This window comes from Streptomyces sp. NPDC050704 (assembly GCF_040654355.1).
Taxonomy (GTDB): Bacteria; Actinomycetota; Actinomycetes; order Streptomycetales; family Streptomycetaceae; genus Streptomyces.
On record NZ_JBFAHW010000051.1, the window covers coordinates 17519 to 34875 of the forward strand.

Consider the following 17357-nt stretch of genomic DNA (forward strand, 5'->3'; position numbering starts at 1 on the left):
GATGAAATCTGCAGGTCACGGGGGCTGGTGTGAGTGGCTGCGGGGTAGTCGGGCCCGTCAGCGGGGCCGGGTCGGCGGCCGTCCCCCGGCCTTCGACAAGGACCAGTACCGGCGCCGCAGCGCCGCCGAGCGATGCGACAGCAAGTGGAAACAGTTCCGTCCGGTCGCCGGCCGCGGCACCAACCTGCCCGGACAGCACACCTAGCGGGCCATCTCCTCCTTGAGCGCCGCCACGAACCCGTCGACGTCGTCCTCGCTCGTGTCGAAGGAGCACATCCAGCGGACGTCGCCCGCCGCCTCGTCCCAGAAGTAGAAGCGGTAGCGCTTCTGCAGCCGCTCGCTCACGTCGTGGGGCAGCCGTGCGAAGACCGCGTTGGCCTGCACCGGGTGCAGGATCTCGACCCCGTGCACCGCTCGTACGCCCTCGGCCAGCCGCTGGGCCATCTCGTTGGAGTGGCGGGCGTTGCGCAGCCACAGGTCCTTGGCGAGCAGCGCCTCCAACTGCACGGAGACGAAGCGCATCTTGGAGGCGAGCTGCATCGACAGCTTGCGCAGGTGCTTCATGTGGCTGACGGCGTCCTGGTCGAGGACGACCACGGCCTCGCCGAACAGCGCGCCGTTTTTGGTGCCGCCGAAGGACAGGACGTCCACGCCGGCCGCGTTGGTGAACGCCCGCATCGGAACGTTCAGGGAGGCGGCCGCGTTGGCTATCCGGGCCCCGTCGAGATGCACCTTCATGCCGTGCGCGTGGGCGTGCTCGCAGATCGCGCGGACCTCGTCGGGCGTGTAGACCGTACCCAGTTCGGTGTTCTGGGTGATCGAGACGACCTGCGGCATCGCGCGGTGCTCGTCGTCCCAGCCGTACGCCTGCCGGTCGATCAGGTCGGGCGTGAGCTTGCCGTCGGGCGTGGACACGGGCAGCAGCTTCAGGCCGCCCATGCGCTCGGGTGCGCCGCCCTCGTCGACGTTGATGTGCGCGCTCTCCGCGCAGATCACCGCGCCCCAGCGGTCCGTGAGCGCCTGGAGTGCCACGACGTTGGCGCCCGTCCCGTTGAAGACGGGGAACGCCTCGGCACTCGCGCCGAAGTGGCTGCGGATCACCCGCTGGAGGTGGTCGGTGTAGTCGTCCTCGCCGTACGCGACCTGGTGCCCGCCGTTGGCCAGGGCCAGGGCGGCGAGCACCTCGGGGTGGGCCCCCGCGTAGTTGTCGCTGGCGAAGCCGCGGATCTCCGGGTCGTGGTGACGCCGCGCATCGGTCTTGGGAGGGTTCACGGCTTCTCGGTCAGCCACAGACGCTTTCCGTTCACTTCGGGGGCGGGCCTCTCCCAGACGCCGGCGATGGTCTCGGCCAGCTCCTTGACGTCCGTGAAGCCCGCGAACTTCGCGTTCGGGCGCTCGGCGCGCATCGCGTCGTGCACCAACGCCTTCACCACCAGGATGGCAGCCGCGGACGTCGGCCCGTCCGCTCCCGCGGCGATCCCGGCCTTGCGGAAGAAGTCCGCCATGGCCAGCGTCCAGGCCTCGGCCGCGGCCTTGGCGGCGGCGTAGGCGGCGTTGCCCGCGGTGGGCCTGCTCGCGCCGGCGGCACTGATCAGGAGGTACCGGCCGCGGTCGCTGCGCTGCAGCCCCTCGTGGAAGGCGAGGGAGGTGTGCTGCACGGTGCGGATGAGCAGCATTTCGAGCAGGTCCCAGTCGTCGAGGACCGTCTTGGTGAAGGTCTCGCTGCCGCGCCAGCCGCCCACGAGGTGGACCACGCCGTCGACCCGTCCGAAGTCCTTCTCGATACGGGTCGCCCAGTCCCGGGTCGACCGCAGATCGAGCAGGTCGACCGTGTCGCCGACGACGGTGGCGCCGCCGTGCGCGTAGCGGGCCGCGTCCACGGCCTCGGCCAGCCGCGCCGGATCGTTGTCGGAGCCGACGACGACGGCCCCCGCCTCGGCGAGCCGCAGCAGGGTCGCCCGGCCCGCGGGTCCGCCCGCGCCGGCCACCGCGATCACCGCACCGGTCAGTGCCCCGTTCCCGTTCCCCATCGCCTTCGCCTCCTGAGCTGCAGCCTTCCCGGCGCGGACGCTCACGCGGCGGCCCGCTCGGCGCTCGCCGCGGTGATGCCCCTGGTGGAGGCGATCACGTTCTTCAGCTTCTTCGAGAGCGCCTCATAGAACATGCTCAGGGGAAACTCGTCAGGAAGCACGTCGTCCACGAGCTTTCGCGGCGGCAGCGTCACGTCGAGCGCGTCCGGGCCCTTGGCCCAGCGGGAGCCCGGGTGCGGGGCGAGGTACTGGGACACCAGGTCGTACGCGGCGAACCAGTGGACCAGCTTCGGGCGGTCGATGCCGGCCCGGTAGAGGTCCTCGATCTCGGCGCACAGCTGGTTGGTGACCTGCGGGGCACGCTGCCAGTCGATGTGCAGCGTGTTGTCCGTCCAGCGGACGACGTCGTGCTTGTGCAGGTAGGCGAAGAGCAGCTGGCCGCCGAGGCCGTCGTAGTTGCGGACGCGGTCGCCGGTGACCGGGAAGCGGAACATCCGGTCGAACAGCATCGCGTACTGCACGTCACGGCCCTGCGGGAAGCCGTCCGCCTCCAGCTTCACGGCCTCCTTGAAGGCGGTGAGGTCGCAGCGCAGCTCCTCCAGGCCGTACATCCAGAACGGCTGGCGCTGCTTGATCATGAACGGGTCGAAGGGCAGGTCGCCGTGGCTGTGGGTGCGGTCGTGGACCATGTCCCACAGGACGAAGGCCTGCTCGCAGCGTGCCTGGTCGCCGACCATCTCACGGATGTCGTCGGGCAGTTCCAGACCGAGCGTGCCGACGGCGGCCTCGGTGACCTTGCGGAAGCGGGCGGCCTCGCGGTCGCAGAAGATGCCGCCCCAGCTGAACCGCTCGGGGGCCTCGCGCACGGCGATGGTCTCCGGGAAGAGGACGGCGGAGTTGGTGTCGTACCCGGCCGTGAAGTCCTCGAACTTGATGCCGCAGAACAGCGGGTTGTCGTAGCGCGTGCGCTCCAGCTCGGCCAGCCAGTCGGGCCAGACCATGCGCACGACGACCGCTTCGAGGTTGCGGTCCGGGTTGCCGTTCTGCGTGTACATCGGGAAGACGACGAGGTGCTGGAGGCCGTCCTCGCGGTGCGCGGCGGGCTGGAAGGCCAGCAGCGAGTCGAGGAAGTCGGGCACCTTGAAACCGCCGTCCGCCCAGCGCCGCAGGTCGTTGACGAGCGCCTCGTGATACTCGGCGTCGTGCGGGACGAGCGGGGAGAGCTCCTCCACCGCGTCTATGACACGGCGTACGGCGAGATCGGCATCGGCCGGATCCGGCGCGGACTCGGCGTCGAAGTCGATCGACCCGTCCTTGGACTGCCATGGCCGAATCCGCTCCACGGCATCCTTGAGCACGGGCCAGGCAGGGTGCTTCACCACCCTGTCCCGGGGAGGAACCTGCTCCTCCACACCCACCTGCACAAGAATTTCCGTCATGACCCATCCTCCACGGGAGAACCTCGCGTATGGACACCGTATGCGTCCGAGGTTCCCTCCCACAAGTGGAGTCTCGGGAGATTATCCTGCCCCATCCCCAGTTTCACCGCTCTTTTTCCTGCCTCACGCCATGACCACGAGTACTTCCGCCGTTTGCCGGGTAGGGGCGAAAGTCGGTCAACCCGCTCGGGACTCGCCCACGCAGGGGTGAGGCGCGAAGGGGCACACGAGCACGTTCCCGCGGCTGGAAGGGCTCATTCCCCGTTGCCGGAGCGGGTTCAACGCGGAGCCGGACGATTAGGCTGCGGCCTTGCCGCGTGGGTCCGGGACCGCAGCGCGCGGCAGCCGAGCCGCCGTCGACGGAAGCGGAGTCAGCCTTGAACTTCCTCACCATCGGTCATCGCGGAATCATGGGTGTCGAACCAGAGAACACCCTCCGCTCCTTCATCGCCGCCCAGCACGCGGGCCTCGACCTGATCGAACTCGATCTGCATCTGAGCAAGGACGGCGCGCTCGTCGTCATGCACGACGCCGACGTGGACCGTACGACCGACGGTTCGGGACCGATCGCCGAGAAGACCCTCGCCGAGCTGCGTGTGCTGGACGCGGGCCGCGGTGAGCGCATCCCGGTCTTCGAGGAGGTCCTGGACGCCGTCACGGCCCCCCTCCAGGCCGAGATCAAGGACACCGCGGCGGCCCGGGCACTCGCCGAGGTCATGCACCGGCGGGACCTGGTCGGCCGGGTCGAGGTGCTGTCGTTCCACGACGAGGCGCTCGCCGAGATCGCGCGCCTGGTCCCCGGCGTCCGCACGGCGCTGGTCGCCAGCCGCTTCGGCACCGACGTCGTGGAGCGGGCCGTCGCGGTCGGCGCCACAAGCCTCGTACTCAACATCCGGCGGCTCACCCTGGAGATCGTCGAGCGTGCGCGCAAGGCGGACCTGCGGATCATCGGCTGGGTGGTGAACACCCAGGATCAGCTGCGGCTGGTACGCGCCCTGGAGCTGGACGGCGCGACCACCGACTACCCGGAGATCAAACGCACCGGCCGCTTCACGGCGTAACGGCGTAACGATTATGCGAGCGGCTTGACCAGCAGCTCGAACTGGAGATCGTCGCGCTGCGGAATGCCGAAACGCTCGTCGCCGTACGGGAAGGGAGTCATCTCTCCCGTACGGCGGTAGCCGCGCCGCTCGTACCAGGCGACGAGGTCGTTGCGTACGGAGATCACCGTCATGTGCATGGCCTGCGCGCCCCAGGTCTCGCGGGCGAGGCGCTCGGCCTCCGCGAGGATCACCTTGCCGAGGCCTGCGCCCTGGAGCGCGGGGCTGACCGCGAACATGCCGAAGTAGGCGTGGTCGCCACGGTGTTCGACCTGGCAGCAGGCGACGACCGCACCACCGCGCTCGACGGTCAGCAGCCGGCTGTCAGGGGACTTGATCACCGCGCGCACGCCCTCCGGGTCGGTCCGCTGCCCCTCCAGGATGTCCGCCTCGGTGGTCCAGCCGGTGCGGCTGGTGTCCCCCCGGTAGGCCGACTCGATCAGCGCGACGAGGGCGTCCACGTCGGCGTCGGTGGCATCGCGGAAGGTCAGTCCGGTGGCGGTGGTGTCAGCGGTGTCCATGGAGCACTACTCCGGTCTCTGGCGCGGCTCGGGCACCGATGAGCGTAACGCTCCCACCGAGCGCTCCGCGGCAAGTGCGGTATTGCTCCTGCGGGCCGTCCGTGGCTGGTCGCGCAGTTCCCCGCGCCCCTGCGGGGCCCTGTACCGCACCGAACTTCGTCGATTCCGCTTAAGCTCCGTGTGCATGGTGCATGTACTGAGCAGCCGGACCTTGCTCCGCCCCACCGACCCCGAGCGCTCCCGCCACTTCTACGGCGAGAAGCTGGGCCTCCCCGTCTACCGCGAGTTCGGCACCGGCCCCGAGCGCGGCACCGTGTACTTCCTCGGCGGCGGCTTCCTGGAGGTCGCGGGCCGCTCCGAGGACCGCCCCTCCGCCGCCCTCAAACTGTGGCTCCAGGTCGCCGACGTGACGGCCGCGTACGAGGAACTGGTGGCCGCGGGCGTCGAGATCCGGCGGCCTCCGGTGAAGGAGCCGTGGGGTCTGATCGAGATGTGGCTCGCGGATCCGGACGGCACCGAAATCGTCATCTGCGAAGTCCCGCCGGACCATCCCTTGCGGTACCGGCCGTGAGGCCGTGGCCCGCCGCTCGGGCGTTCGGTCCCGGTGGTCAGTCCCAGCACAGACAGAACGGGTGGCCGGCCGGGTCGGCGTACACCCGGAACCGGCGACGGCCGTCCTGGTCGTCCAGGTCGAGCGGAGTGGCTCCGAGGGCCAGCGCCTGGGCCTGGGCCGACTCGATGTCCGTCACCGTGAAATCCAGGTGCAGTTGCTGGGAGTTGGCGTCGGCGCGCGGCCAGTCCGGCGGGCGGTGGCCCGGGACGCGCTGGAACGCGATGCGGTGGTCACCGGGGGCGTAGAGGTCGTACCAGTGGTCGCTGTACTGCTTGACCTCGCCGCCGAGTACGCCTGCGTAGAACTCGGCGAGGGCCGACGGGTCCGGGCAGTCCAGAGCTACGAGGCAGTATTTGGCGATGGCCATGGCCGCCGTCCTTTCCTTCACAGGTCCTTCAGTGCGGGGAGCAGCTTCTTCTCGGCCCAGTCGATGAAGGGGAGTTGGTGGTCGCCGCCGACCTGGACCAGGGCGATCTCCGTGAAGCCGGCGCTCGCGTAGGGGCGTACGGCCTCGACGAACGTGTCGACGTCGTCGCCGCACGGAATGGTCTCGGCGACGTCCTCCGGGCGTACCGCCTCGGTGGCCGCGGCGAAGCTCGCGGGACCGGGCAGCTCGGAGTTGACCGGCCAGCCGCCGAGCGCCCAGCGGAACTGGTCGTGGGCCCGGTCGACCGCGGCGTCCCTGTCGGGGTCGTAACAGACGGGCAGCTGGCCCACCTTGGGCTTGCCGCTGCCGCCGTGCCGGTCGAACGAGTCAAGGAGCTCGGCCTTCGGCTCGGTGGCGATCACCAGGTCGGCCAGTCGGCCGGCGAGCGCTCCGGAGCGCTCGCCCGAGACGGCGACGCCGATCGGGGGCGCGTCGTCCTGCGTGTCGAAGAGCCTGGCGTTCTCCACGTCGAAGTGCGGGCCGTGGTGATTCACCTTCCGGCCGGCGAGCAGGGCACGGATGATCTCCACCGCCTCTTCCAGCATCTCCAGGCGGACGTGCGCGGCGGGCCAGCCGCCGCCCACCACATGCTCGTTGAGGTTCTCGCCGGAACCGAGCCCGAGCCGGAAGCGGCCCTCGGCGAGCAACTGCGTCGTGGCGGCCTTCTGCGCGACGACGGCCGGGTGGTAGCGGGTCGTCGGGCACGTCACGTACGTCATCAGGGGGATCGTGGAAGTGGCCTGCGCCGCGGCGCCGAGGACGCTCCACGCGTACGGGGCGTGCCCCTGCTCCTCCAGCCAGGGGAAGTAGTGGTCGGAGGTGACGGAGAAGTCGAATCCGGCCTGTTCCGCGGCGACCACGTGCCGCACGAGGTCGCGGGGCCCCGCCTGCTCGGTCATCATCGTGTATCCGATTTGCACCATGTGTTCCTAGTAGCCGGTCGCGGGTACCCGAAACGTGCCCCTCGCGGGGGCGGCGCCCGAGTGCCCGCCTCGCGACGATCCAGTCCGCCGGTGACCGGCCGAATCGGCGCGTGTGTGCCGTCCTGTGCCGGGTACCGGGGCCGGGCACGGCACACCCTGGCGTTCCGACGGAGGTTTTCATGGTTCTGTCCGGCAAGTCCGCGACCAGGTCCTGGCGGCACTGGCGGCGAGGACGTGACCTGTCGGTCCCTCTCGCGTCCGCGGATGTCGAGGACGCGAACCGCCGGTTCCTGCTCTACGGAGTGCTGCCGCTCTGGGTCGTGCCGGCGGTCTCCGACTGGTGGATGCACCGGCGTACCCGGATCGAGCACACCAGCGGCACGAAGGAATCCGTCGTGCACGCCCTCATGATTGACCGAGGCCGGCATCCCGGTCGCCATGGGACTGCTGGCCCGCGTCAACCCGCTGGTCCTGTCCGTCATGGGCGGCGCCGCGGCGGCCCACAGCGCGACCGCCCTGTACGACGTGACGCTGGCGACCGAGAAGCGCGAGGTCCGCCCGATCGAGCAGCACATCCACAGTTTCCTGGAGGTGCTGCCGCTGTCGGGGATGGCCTTCACCGGGTGCCTGTACGCGGACGAGGTCCGGTCCGCCCTGCGCGGCGGGCGCCGTCCCGACGACTGGAAGCTGCTGCCCAAGGAGAGGCCGCTGTCCGCCGCGTACCTGGCGGGACTGGGCGTGGTGATCGGCGCCGGGGTGATACTCCCGTACGCCGAGGAGTTGAGGCGCTGTATCCGGGCACAACGGCATTCATGACACCGCGACGTTCCACGACAGGACTCTCCATGACCGGGCGGCGGGCGGAGCCCATGGTTCTGCCGTTCCTTCGACTGATCCCCCTCGGGGGTACGGGGCCCGAGGACGTGGTCGTCGATCACCTGGGCCGCGTACTCACCGGCCTGGGCGACGGCCGCATTCTGCGCGTCCACCCGCACGGCCCGGCTCGCGTGGAGCAGATCGCCCGGACCGGAGGGCGGCCGCTGGGACTGGAAGTCCTGCGGGACGGACGGGTGTTGGTGTGCGACGCGGAGCGCGGGCTGCTGCGGGTGACGCCTGCCGCCGATCCCGATCCCGATCCCGGCCTCGACGCCGACCCCAGCTCCAACTCCGGCCACGGCTCCAGCTCCGTCTCCGGCTCCGACGGGCACGTCGAGGTGCTCGTCGATCGGGTGGCGGGGGCGCCCCTGCGGTTCTGCAGCAACGCGGCCGCGGCGGCCGACGGCAGCGTGTACTTCACCGTCTCCAGCAGACGTTACGGACTGCGGGAGTGGCTCGGCGATCTGATCGAACGGACGGCGACCGGCCGGCTGTTCCGGCTCCCGCCCGGCGGCGGCGAACCCGAACTCCTGCTGGACGGGCTGCACTTCGCCAATGGAGTCGTGCTCGTCGACGAAGAGGAGACGGAGGGGAAGGGGAAGGAGAAGGAGAAGGGGTCCTGTGTCGTCGTGGCGGAGTCCGGCGCGTACCGGCTCACGCGGCTGTGGCTGTCCGGTCCGCTGGCCGGCCGCCGCGACACCCTCATCGACAGTCTTCCGGGCTTCCCCGACAACCTCTCCCGCGCTGCGGACGGGACGATCTGGGTCGCGCTGGCGGGCCCGCGCCAAGCGCCCCTCGACTGGCTGCATCACGCGCCCGTCGGGGTGCGGCGCGCTGTGTGGCGGACCGTTCGCCCGCTGGGGATACGCCCGCTGCCCGTCGCCCGTGTGATGGGTATCGGGCCCGACGGACGGGTCCGCCACGACCTCAGGCGTCGCAGGGCGGGCTACCGGATGGTGACCAGCGTGTACGAGCACGAGGGCAGCCTGATCCTGGGCAGCCTTTTGGAGGACGGGATCGCGGTGTGCGAGCTGCCCAAAGGTGCGTGACATCACTCGATGAGCGCTGGGCGCAACGGGCGACGGGCGACGGGCGACGGGCGACGGGCGACGGGCGACGGGGTCAGTCGACCGGATGCCCCGCCGTGATGCCGCCGACATCGCTCAGGCGGAGCGGTTCCTGCCCCGTACGCCCGGCACGCCCGGATGCCTCGTCGCTGCCCGCGACGGGGCTGAGCAGGAAGCCCACGTGATCGCCCGCGTCCGTGAGCCCCTCCACCCGGCCCACGAACCAGGCGAGGGCTCCGTCCAGCACGGGGACGCCGCCCGGGCCCGGGGTCCAGGGGGCGCGGGAGAACTTGTCGACGCGCTCGCCGCTCTCGTCGACGCTGTCACCGGTCTCGCCGCCGAACAGTTCCGCGAGCGCGTACTGGTCGGGGCCGAGCAGGTGCACGGCGAGCCGTTCGGCGGACCGCGCCACTCGGAAGGTCCGGTTGGCCTTCGACAGCCACACCATGAACCGGACCGGCCGGATCGAGCACTGCGAGGCGAAGCCCACCAGGCAGCCGGCCCGCTCCCTCTCGCCTTCCGCCTCCCCGTCGGCCGCCGCGGTCACCACGCACACAGGGTAGTCGAGCAGGTCGACGAAGGACTCCATGGGTTCCGCATCCTCGTGGGTCTCCACGCGGCCGTGTACGGCCGCGACGGCACGCCGCCGAGCGGCCCGTCGTTCCCCGCCGCTCGGCGCCCCGTTTCAAGGCGGTGGTTCACGCGGTCGCTCGCCCGGTGTGGCCAGAGCACTGTCAGTGGTGTCCGAGCCCTCCGCTGCCGAATCCTCCGCTGCTGTTCCGGTTCCAGATCGGCCGCTTCTGGTTCTTGGCGCGGCGGGTGGACATATTGCCGAGAGCTCGCAGCTCGTGCGGGGTGAGGACCCTGCCGTTGTGCGGCATCTCGTCGGGCTCGCGCATCTCGCGGATCTCGTGAACCGCGCCGGTGGCGGGCAGATGGGGCTGGTCCTCGGGGCGCGGCGGGCCGGGTTCGCGGGCGCGCACCCTCATGCCGAACCACACCGCGGCGATCAGCATCGCCGTGATCAAAACCCCCACTACGAAGGGTGCCAACCCGGCCACGACTTCGTGCGGGATGGCTATCTCCCTGCCGAAGGTGTCCATAAGGTCCAGAATACTCGCGGGAGGCGGCCCGAGCGCGTCCTTCGCGGGCAGCGGATCGAACCGCCCGGTTACGTCATGACCGTGCCCTGACCAGGGCTGGGAGCGGCCCGGCTGATGTCGGCGAGGGCCGAGTTCGGGTCCCGGTTCTCGGCGAGGTCGCCGAGGCTCACCATGCCGATCGGCCGCCCGTCCGCCACCACCGGGAGCCGCCGCACCGCGTGCCGCCGCATCAGCGCGACCGCCTCGGAGGCCTCTTCCTCGGGACCGACGCAGATCGGGTCCGGCGTGCAGACGGAGCGCACGTCGATGACGCGCGGGTCACCGCCGTCCGCCACCACGCGCAACGCGATGTCACGGTCGGTGACCATCCCGACCAGCCTGTCCCCCTCGACGACCAGGACGCTGCCGAGATCCTGGTCCCGCATCAGCTGGGCGGCGTCGACGAGCGGGGAATCGGGCTCCACCGTCATCGCGCCGGGTGTCATCACGTCGTTCACCAACTGCACCATGTTCCATTCGCCTTTCGGGTCGCCGCTTCCCGGTCTCCGACCGCGCCACGGCCTTCTCGGGGGCCGTCGCCCGCAATACCCCGGGCGGCCCTGCCCAACCATCCAGGCGCCGTACCGTCGCGGCGCCACCTGCCCTGGTACGCGCTCCGCCGCATGGCAGGGGCCGCCGCGGGTACTGGGAGGGGATGCGAATGGGTGTACTTGACGTCGGCTCGAACACGGTACGGCTGGTCATCGCGGAAACGGACGGGGCCGTTCCATTGCCTGTTCACACGGCCAAGCGCCGGCTGAGACTCTCGGAATACGTGGAACGCGGCGGCCGCCTGCCGGAGGAGCAGGTGGCCCGTGTCGTGGAGGCCGTCACGGCCGCCCGGGACGAGGGCAGGCGCTGGGGGGTGACCCAGCCCTTCGCCTTCGCCACGGCGATCGTGCGGGACGCCCCGAACCGCCCCGAGATCCTGCGGAGGGTGGCCGCGGAGACCGGAATTCCGCTGCACGTCCTGCCCGGCGAGGTCGAGGCGGAACTGACTTTCCTCGCCGCGCGGCGCTGGATGGGCTGGCGCGCCGGGCCGCTGGCCATGCTGGACATCGGGGGCGGTTCCCTGGAGGTGGCCTTCGGCCGCAGCAAGCTGCCCGACTTCGCGATCTCGCTGCCGCTGGGGGCGAACCGGCTGACCCGCGAGTTCTTCCGCGGCCAGGATCCGCCGTCACCGCGCCGCACCAAGGCGCTGCGCCGGCACGTACGCCACCAACTGCGCGACGTCGCGGCCCGCATCCGCTGGGAGGCTCCGCGCACGACCGTCGCCACCTCGCGTACGTTCCAGCAGCTGGGCCGCCTGTGCGGCGCGGAGCCCGGCCGGTCGGGCCCCTTCACTCCACGCGGCATGGTCCGGACCGATCTGCGCCGGGCCGTCGACCGGCTGGCGGAGCTGCCGGCCTCGGAGCGTGCCGTTCTGCCGGGCATCTCGGCCGCCCGTGCCGGTCAGTCGCTGGCCGGGGCGATCGTCGCGCACACCACGATGAAGCTGATGGGCATCGACGAGGTGACCATCTGCCCGTGGGCACTGCGCGAAGGAGTCCTGCTGCGCTGTATCGAGGACGGCAACGCCGACTGGTGGGACGACACGGCCCCCAGCCTCCGGGAACAGGACGCCTCGCCGCCGCGGGTCCTCCGGCCCGTCGGCCAGGACGAGACCGCGACCACGACGGCCGCCGGGACCGGGACCCGGAGCGGGACTCAACTCCCGGGCGGTGCCGGATAGATGAGCGCGCTCGTGGGCCGGATGACCTGTCCTCCGGCCCACGAGCGCGCGCCGGACGTACGACGCGCGTCAGGTCTACTACCCGCGAACCCACGGGCGTTCGGACTCACGGACGTTTCAGGCGGTGCAGGTGGTCCCGTTGAGGGCGAAGGCCGTGGGTGCGGTGTTGCCGCCGGACCAGGACCCGTTGAAGCCGAAGGTGGCTGTCGCACCCGGCGCGATCGCCGCGTTGTAGCCGGCGTCGGCCGCGGTGACTGCCGTGCCGGACTGGGTGACGGTGGCGTTCCAGGCCTGCGTCACACGCTGACCCGCGGGCCAACTCCACGCCAGCTTCCAGCCGTTGACGGCCGCCGTGCTCGTGTTCTTGACCGTGACCTGCGCGGTGAAGCCGCTGTTCCACTGGTTCTGCACGGTGTACGTCACCGCGCAGGCGCCCGTCGGATTCGTACCGCCGTCGCTCCAGCCGAGGGCCTCGGCGATGCCGTAGTAGGCGGGCTTGGGCTGGAAGTTCTCGTCGTACGGGGTCGCCGCGCCGTAGCCCTCGAACACGTCGGGGATCCATGAGTCGGAGTCGGTGAAGCCCCAGACGGTGACGCCCTCGCAGCGCGCCACGGCGAGACAGGCGTTGGTGACCGCCTTGTACTCGGCCTTCTGCTGGGTGAGTTGGGCGCTGGTGGGCGGGACGGTCATCCGGATGTCGAGCTCGGTGATCGCGACGTCCACGCCGAGGTCGGCGAAGCGCTGGATGTTGGCCTGGAGCGTGGACGGCACCTGGCCGAGGATGAGGTGGGCCTGCAGTCCGACGCCGTCGATGGGGACGCCCTGCTCCTTGAGCGACTTGACCAGGTTGTAGAGGGCGGTGCTCTTCGCGTTTATGCCCTCGACGTTGTAGTCGTTGACGTACAGCTTGGCGGTCGGGTCGGCGGCGCGGGCCGCTCGCAGCGCGTCGGCGATGTACGAGTCGCCGATCGCCGTCTGGAAGACCGACTGGCGGCGTGTGCCGTCCTCGTTGAAGGGCTCGTTGACCACGTCCCAGTGGTCGATGCGTCCCTTGTAGCGGCCGGCTTCGGCGGCGATGTGGTCGTTCATGACGGTGCGCAGACTGTCGGCGGTCCAGCTGCCGTTGCTGACCCAGCCGGGCAGTTGGCTGTGCCAGACCAGGGTGTGGCCGCGGACCTTCTGGCCGTGCGCCTCGGCGTAGTCGACGACGGCGTCGGCGCCGGACCAGTTGTAGCTGCCGCGGGTCGGCTCGACCGATTCCCACTTCATCTCGTTGCCGGGCGTGATGGAGTCGAACTGCTCGCCGACGACGGCCCCGTACGTGCCGTTGAGCTTGGATGCCGTGACGGCCGTGCCGTAGTAGATGCCCTTGGCGGCGGCGAGGTCTCGTAGTACGGGCTCGGCGGCGGCCCCCGGCTGCGGACTGTCGGCGGCGTGACCGGAGACGGCTCCCCCGATCACCAGCGAGGCCGCGGCCAAGGTGCCCAACGCGGTTCTGCGTAAGCTCTGGAGCTTCATGGACGTCCCTCTCATGATGGCTTCACGTCACTTCCGGAATTTCCGGAAGACTTCTGCAAAGTTTCGAGAGTGCGTCCGGAACGGTAGAGGTGTGCGGGGTAACCGTCAACGGAGGTGGGGCAGTTGACCGAAGGGGACGCCGGGGACGGGGTGGCGCGGGACGCCCGGGGCAAGGTCACGATCACGGAGATCGCCCGCGCGGCGGGAGTCTCCGTACCGACCGTTTCGCGGGTGGTCAACGGCCGGTCGGACGTGTCGCCTGGTACCCGCGCCCGGGTCGAGGACCTGCTGCACCGGCACGGCTACCGCAGGCGGCCGACCGCCTCCCGGGACCGTGCCGCGCTGCTCGACCTGGTCTTCAACGACCTCGACAGCCCCTGGGCGGTGGAGATCATCCGGGGCGTGGAGGAGGTGGCGCACGCGGCGGGCATCGGCACGGTCGTCTCGGCGATCCACGGCCGTACGGGCGACGCCCGCCAGTGGATGACGAACCTCCGGGCCCGCGCCTCGGACGGCGTCATCCTGGTCACGTCCGTCCTGGAGCCCGTCCTGCACGAGGAGTTGCGCCGCCTCGGTGTACCGCTCGTGGTGATCGACCCGGCGGGCTCTCCCGCCCTCGACGCGCCCACGGTCGGTGCGACCAACTGGGCGGGCGGGATGTCCGCCACCGAACATCTGCTGCGGCTCGGCCACCGCAGGATCGGTTTCGTCGCGGGCCCACCCCGGCTGCTCTGCTCGCGGGCCCGCCTCGACGGCTACCGCGCGGCCCTGGACCGTGCCGGGATCAGCGCCGACGAGTCGCTGATCGTGCCCGGCGACTTCTACCACGAGGCCGGTTTCACCGGCTGCGCCGCCCTGCTCGACCTCACCGAACCGCCCACGGCTCTCTTCGCAGCGAGCGACCAGATGGCGATGGGCGCGGTCGAGGCACTGCGCCGGCGGGGGCTGCGGGTCCCGGAGGACATGAGCGTGGTGGGTTTCGACGACCTTCCGGAAGTCCGCTGGTCGTCTCCCCCGCTCACCACGGTCCGCCAGCCCCTCGCCGAGATGGGGAAGATGGCGGTGCGTACGGTCCTGCGGCTCACCCGGGGCGAGGAACTCGACTCGCCCCGGGTGGAGTTGGCGACCGAACTGGTCGTGCGGGCGAGCACGGCGCCGCCTGTCGACTGACGCCGGTCAGTTCAGATAGGGCTTCAGCAAGTCGTCCGTGACGCCGGCGAGTCGAGCCGCCGCCTCGGGCGAGAACAACTCGGCCTGCACGGCCAGCCTCGTGTACAGGCTGAACGCGCTGAGCGGTTCCTTGGGCGGTGTGTCGAGAAGTCCGAGGATCGGGGGTACGACAGCGGTCGCCGGTTTCGCCGACGCCTTCTGCCGTTCGATGAACGCCGCTGTCGGAGCGTCGTACTCGCCGGCGAAGCTCGTCGAGGTCGTGCCCGGGTGGAACAGCACGTATCGCACGGGCCCCGCGCCATGGCGCTCGGCGAAGGTGACGCCGTGCAGATCGTTGAGCCGCCCGGTCACGAACATCGCCCGCACGCCGTCGTACTGTCCGGCGCTCTGCAGGTCGTCCCAGTCGACCGGGGTGTCCTGGCCCGGCCCGGCCACGTTGACGACGACCGGTCCTTCGGACTTTTCGAGGGCGCCGAGCAGGCCGTGGCCGAGCAGCACACGGCTCAGGTAGAAGAGCGCGAAGTTGCCCTCCAGCCCTTCGGGGGTCACCCGTCGGCCGGTCCGGAAGTAACGCGCGCACAGGACGAGGCCGTCGATCCTCGGGTAGGCCCCGGCCAGTTCGTCGGCAGTGCGCCTGGTACTCGACATCAGGCTGAGGTCCGCGGGGACGAAGGCGAGACTTCCCGGCGTCCGGTCCGCCTCACGGGCCAGTTGCCGGCCCTTCTCCGGGTTCCTGCCGACCACCACGACGTGGTCGCCTCTTGCGAACAGGGCTCGGGCGACGGCCGCGCCGATGCCATCGGTGCCACCTGTGATCACGAAGGTCTTCGTCATGAGGCCGACAGTACCAATCAGACCAACTAAATGAACCAGCAAGTTCAATATCGAGACGCCGCCGTCAGACTTCCGGCCGGTGCTCCCATCCGCGGTCCGTGCGGGTCAGCTCGTGAAAACCGGCCGTGGTCAGGCGGCGGATCGCGTCGGCGGCATCGGTGTCTTCGGTGTCGTCGGACGACTCGTACGCCAGCAGCCTCCGCACTCCGCAGAGCCGCAGCCAGTGGGCGGCCTGGGCGAGGAGCCACTGCTCCAGTCCGTCCGTCGGGTGCTCGATGTGGAAGTTGCCGATGTCGGCGAGGCCACCGCCGCGGGCATGGCGTTCGGGGCGGTCCAGGGCGGTGTCGACCTCGATGAAGCCGAGCGCCCGCCCGTCGGTGCGGGCGGTGAACCGGGTGCCGCACTCGCCGAGCGTGCGGTCGACGGAGACACCCGGCAGGGGCGCGATCGACGGCAGGTCCGCCACCTCGGCGATCAGCAGGATCTCCGTATGGCCCGTGTGCCGGAAACCGGCCCGTTCGTAGGCGGCCCGGATGTGCGGCCAGGGCCGGGGAACGCCGTACACGGCCGGTGCGGGCAGGGCGCCGTCGGCGTAGCGGACGCGGACGTTCCAGCGGGCCAGTTGAGCCAGACAGGCCGCCATGAGCAGGTCGGCGGCCTGTTCGGAGTCCGGCCAGAAGGAGGCGGGCGGATGGCAGACGAACCAGTCGATCTCACCGGCGTCCCGGTAGTGCTCGCCGACCTCGGCGTCGGCCCGGTAGCGCAGCAGATGCGCGCCGGCGACCACGTACCGGCGCTGCTCGGCGACGAGGGTGATCCGCTCGGCCACCCAGGGGTCGGTGATGAACTCGTCGGGCTGTCGCGTCATGTCGCTGAGCACGGTGTTCACGGAGACCGAGACACCGGGGACGACGGCGGCGACGTGGGAGTTGACGAGCTCGGTGAGCTGGTCGCGGTCGTCGCGGTGGAAGGGGCGCACCGTGGGCGCGGACATACGGGGACCTCCTGGTCGGTGAGCGTGAGGAGGCCGCCATGAGGTGCGGTACGCGGGTGAGGGTACGCCGCGCCGGATGGTCCCGCCACGGGGTTTTCCGCCGGCTGGCCGGGCCCGCGACCCGGGTCTAGCGTGCGAGGAGGAGCGCTCCTGTCGGACGCCGGATGCCTGACGTCGGAAAGAGGGATGGCCATGAAGTTCGACAAGCCGGTCCCCGGCGGCCCCTGCTGGACCGAGCTGGGGACCAGTGACCTGGCGGCGGCCAAGCGGTTCTACGCCGACATCTTCGGCTGGCGCCCGGAGACGGACCCCCGTCCGGAGGCGGGCGGCTACACCCTCGCGCACCTCGGCGACGCGCCCGTCGCCGCCCTGACCCCGCTCTTCCAGGAGTCGCAGCCCGTCGCCTGGAACGTGTCGTTCGCGGTGTCCGACGCGGAGGCGGCCGTCCAGGCCGTACGGGACGCGGGCGGCACGGTCGTCCTCGACCCCATGGACGTGTTCGACCTGGGCACCTTCGCGGTGGTCGCCGACCCGGGCGGCGCGGTCTTCCAGCTCTGGCAGGCACGGACCTTCCCCGGCGCGGGTCTGTTCAACGCGCCGGGCTCGCTCGCCTGGGTCGAACTGATGACCCGCGACACCGAGGCGGTCACCGCTTTCTACACAACCGTGTTCGGCTGGACCGTCAACGCCTCCGACTTCTACACGCAGTGGGGCATCGACGGCGCCGACTTCGGCGGCATGGTCGAGATGGGCGACAAGTTCCCGCACGAGGTGCCCCCGCACTGGCTGCCGTACTTCGCCGTCGAGGATGTCGACGCCACCGCCGGGGCCGCTACGCGGGCGGACGGGCGCCTGCTGATGGAACCCACCTCGGTCCCGGAGGGTCCGCGCATCGCGGTGCTCCGGGATCCGCAGGGGGCGGTGTTCGGTATCTACAAGGCCGGCGGAGAAGGCCGCTGAATGCAGTGACC

General features: G+C 70.7%; 19 protein-coding genes and 1 pseudogene. 8 read left to right on the forward strand and 12 right to left on the reverse strand.

What is annotated here, in order from left to right:
* Position 1 precedes the first annotated feature (1 nt).
* Positions 2–205, forward strand: a complete 204-nt coding sequence (locus AB0I18_RS27770) for a hypothetical protein (protein WP_363108312.1) — start codon at positions 2–4, stop codon at positions 203–205.
* Here the strand turns inward: AB0I18_RS27770 and AB0I18_RS27775 are convergent.
* The 3 genes from AB0I18_RS27775 to AB0I18_RS27785 are packed head-to-tail and all read right to left on the reverse strand — an operon-like array spanning position 202 to position 3469.
* Positions 202–1272 (reverse strand): low specificity L-threonine aldolase, encoded by a 1071-nt coding sequence (locus tag AB0I18_RS27775; protein ID WP_363108313.1) that lies wholly within the window; start codon positions 1270–1272, stop codon positions 202–204. The genes AB0I18_RS27770 and AB0I18_RS27775 overlap by 4 nt on opposite strands.
* Positions 1269–2030 carry an SDR family oxidoreductase gene (locus tag AB0I18_RS27780; RefSeq protein ID WP_363108314.1) on the reverse strand — a complete coding sequence of 254 codons (762 nt, stop codon included), beginning with the start codon at positions 2028–2030 and terminating at the stop codon, positions 1269–1271. The genes AB0I18_RS27775 and AB0I18_RS27780 overlap by 4 nt, the downstream gene beginning before the upstream one ends.
* A 41-nt stretch (positions 2031–2071) precedes the next feature.
* Positions 2072–3469 carry a DUF6421 family protein gene (locus tag AB0I18_RS27785; RefSeq protein WP_363108315.1) on the reverse strand — a complete coding sequence of 466 codons (1398 nt, stop codon included), beginning with the start codon at positions 3467–3469 and terminating at the stop codon, positions 2072–2074.
* Between the two features lie 377 nt (positions 3470–3846).
* Here AB0I18_RS27785 and AB0I18_RS27790 point away from each other — a divergent pair, with 377 nt between their 5' ends.
* Entirely contained in the window at positions 3847–4530 is a 684-nt protein-coding gene (locus AB0I18_RS27790) for a glycerophosphodiester phosphodiesterase family protein (RefSeq protein ID WP_363108316.1), read from the forward strand.
* Between the two features lie 11 nt (positions 4531–4541).
* Here AB0I18_RS27790 and AB0I18_RS27795 read toward each other — a convergent pair whose 3' ends face one another.
* On the reverse strand, positions 4542–5090 hold the full coding sequence (locus tag AB0I18_RS27795; RefSeq protein WP_363108317.1) for an N-acetyltransferase: 549 nt from the start codon (positions 5088–5090) through the stop codon (positions 4542–4544).
* A 184-nt stretch (positions 5091–5274) separates the two neighbouring features.
* Between AB0I18_RS27795 and AB0I18_RS27800 the strand changes: the two genes are divergently transcribed.
* Positions 5275–5661, forward strand: coding sequence for a VOC family protein (locus AB0I18_RS27800; protein WP_363108318.1), 387 nt, complete (start codon positions 5275–5277; stop codon positions 5659–5661).
* 37 nt (positions 5662–5698) lie between these two features.
* Here the strand turns inward: AB0I18_RS27800 and AB0I18_RS27805 are convergent, their stop codons facing one another.
* Together AB0I18_RS27805 and AB0I18_RS27810 are read right to left on the reverse strand one after the other, a co-directional pair.
* The gene (locus tag AB0I18_RS27805) at positions 5699–6070 is read right to left on the reverse strand and encodes a VOC family protein (protein WP_363108319.1); all 372 of its coding nucleotides are present in this window, start codon (positions 6068–6070) and stop codon (positions 5699–5701) included.
* A gap of 17 nt (positions 6071–6087) precedes the next feature.
* The gene (locus tag AB0I18_RS27810; RefSeq protein WP_363108320.1) at positions 6088–7053 is read right to left on the reverse strand and encodes an LLM class F420-dependent oxidoreductase; all 966 of its coding nucleotides are present in this window, start codon (positions 7051–7053) and stop codon (positions 6088–6090) included.
* Positions 7054–7232: 179 nt separating this feature from the next.
* Here AB0I18_RS27810 and AB0I18_RS27815 point away from each other — a divergent pair.
* Both AB0I18_RS27815 and AB0I18_RS27820 read left to right on the forward strand, forming a co-directional pair.
* A pseudogene (locus tag AB0I18_RS27815) lies at positions 7233–7869 on the forward strand (diguanylate cyclase).
* Between the two features lie 53 nt (positions 7870–7922).
* Positions 7923–8978, forward strand: coding sequence for an SMP-30/gluconolactonase/LRE family protein (locus tag AB0I18_RS27820; protein WP_363108364.1), 1056 nt, complete (start codon positions 7923–7925; stop codon positions 8976–8978).
* Between the two features lie 73 nt (positions 8979–9051).
* Here AB0I18_RS27820 and AB0I18_RS27825 read toward each other — a convergent pair whose 3' ends face one another.
* The 3 genes from AB0I18_RS27825 to AB0I18_RS27835 all read right to left on the reverse strand — a co-directional run bounded on the left by AB0I18_RS27825 (position 9052) and on the right by AB0I18_RS27835 (position 10608).
* Positions 9052–9585, reverse strand: a complete 534-nt coding sequence (locus tag AB0I18_RS27825; protein WP_363108321.1) for a flavin reductase family protein — start codon at positions 9583–9585, stop codon at positions 9052–9054.
* 145 nt (positions 9586–9730) lie between these two features.
* Positions 9731–10099 (reverse strand): DUF6479 family protein, encoded by a 369-nt coding sequence (locus AB0I18_RS27830; protein ID WP_363108322.1) that lies wholly within the window; start codon positions 10097–10099, stop codon positions 9731–9733.
* 68 nt (positions 10100–10167) lie between these two features.
* Entirely contained in the window at positions 10168–10608 is a 441-nt protein-coding gene (locus AB0I18_RS27835; protein WP_363108323.1) for a CBS domain-containing protein, read from the reverse strand.
* Positions 10609–10793: 185 nt separating this feature from the next.
* Here AB0I18_RS27835 and AB0I18_RS27840 point away from each other — a divergent pair, with 185 nt between their 5' ends.
* Positions 10794–11870 (forward strand): Ppx/GppA phosphatase family protein, encoded by a 1077-nt coding sequence (locus AB0I18_RS27840; protein ID WP_363108324.1) that lies wholly within the window; start codon positions 10794–10796, stop codon positions 11868–11870.
* Positions 11871–11987: 117 nt separating this feature from the next.
* On the opposite strand, the gene AB0I18_RS27845 is transcribed toward AB0I18_RS27840, so the two are convergent.
* Positions 11988–13388 (reverse strand): endo-1,4-beta-xylanase, encoded by a 1401-nt coding sequence (locus AB0I18_RS27845; protein ID WP_363108325.1) that lies wholly within the window; start codon positions 13386–13388, stop codon positions 11988–11990.
* A 150-nt stretch (positions 13389–13538) separates the two neighbouring features.
* Between AB0I18_RS27845 and AB0I18_RS27850 the strand changes: the two genes are divergently transcribed.
* Positions 13539–14558: a LacI family DNA-binding transcriptional regulator gene (locus AB0I18_RS27850; RefSeq protein WP_363108365.1), complete on the forward strand. Its 1020-nt coding sequence runs from the start codon at positions 13539–13541 to the stop codon at positions 14556–14558.
* A 6-nt stretch (positions 14559–14564) separates the two neighbouring features.
* On the opposite strand, the gene AB0I18_RS27855 is transcribed toward AB0I18_RS27850, so the two are convergent.
* Together AB0I18_RS27855 and AB0I18_RS27860 are read right to left on the reverse strand one after the other, a co-directional pair.
* Complete coding sequence (locus AB0I18_RS27855; protein ID WP_363108326.1) at positions 14565–15392, reverse strand: SDR family NAD(P)-dependent oxidoreductase; 828 nt, start codon at positions 15390–15392, stop codon at positions 14565–14567.
* Positions 15393–15456: 64 nt separating this feature from the next.
* Positions 15457–16386: an N-acetyltransferase gene (locus tag AB0I18_RS27860; protein ID WP_363108327.1), complete on the reverse strand. Its 930-nt coding sequence runs from the start codon at positions 16384–16386 to the stop codon at positions 15457–15459.
* Positions 16387–16578: 192 nt separating this feature from the next.
* Between AB0I18_RS27860 and AB0I18_RS27865 the strand changes: the two genes are divergently transcribed.
* Positions 16579–17346 carry a VOC family protein gene (locus tag AB0I18_RS27865; RefSeq protein WP_363108328.1) on the forward strand — a complete coding sequence of 256 codons (768 nt, stop codon included), beginning with the start codon at positions 16579–16581 and terminating at the stop codon, positions 17344–17346.
* The last annotated feature ends 11 nt before the right edge of the window (positions 17347–17357 follow it).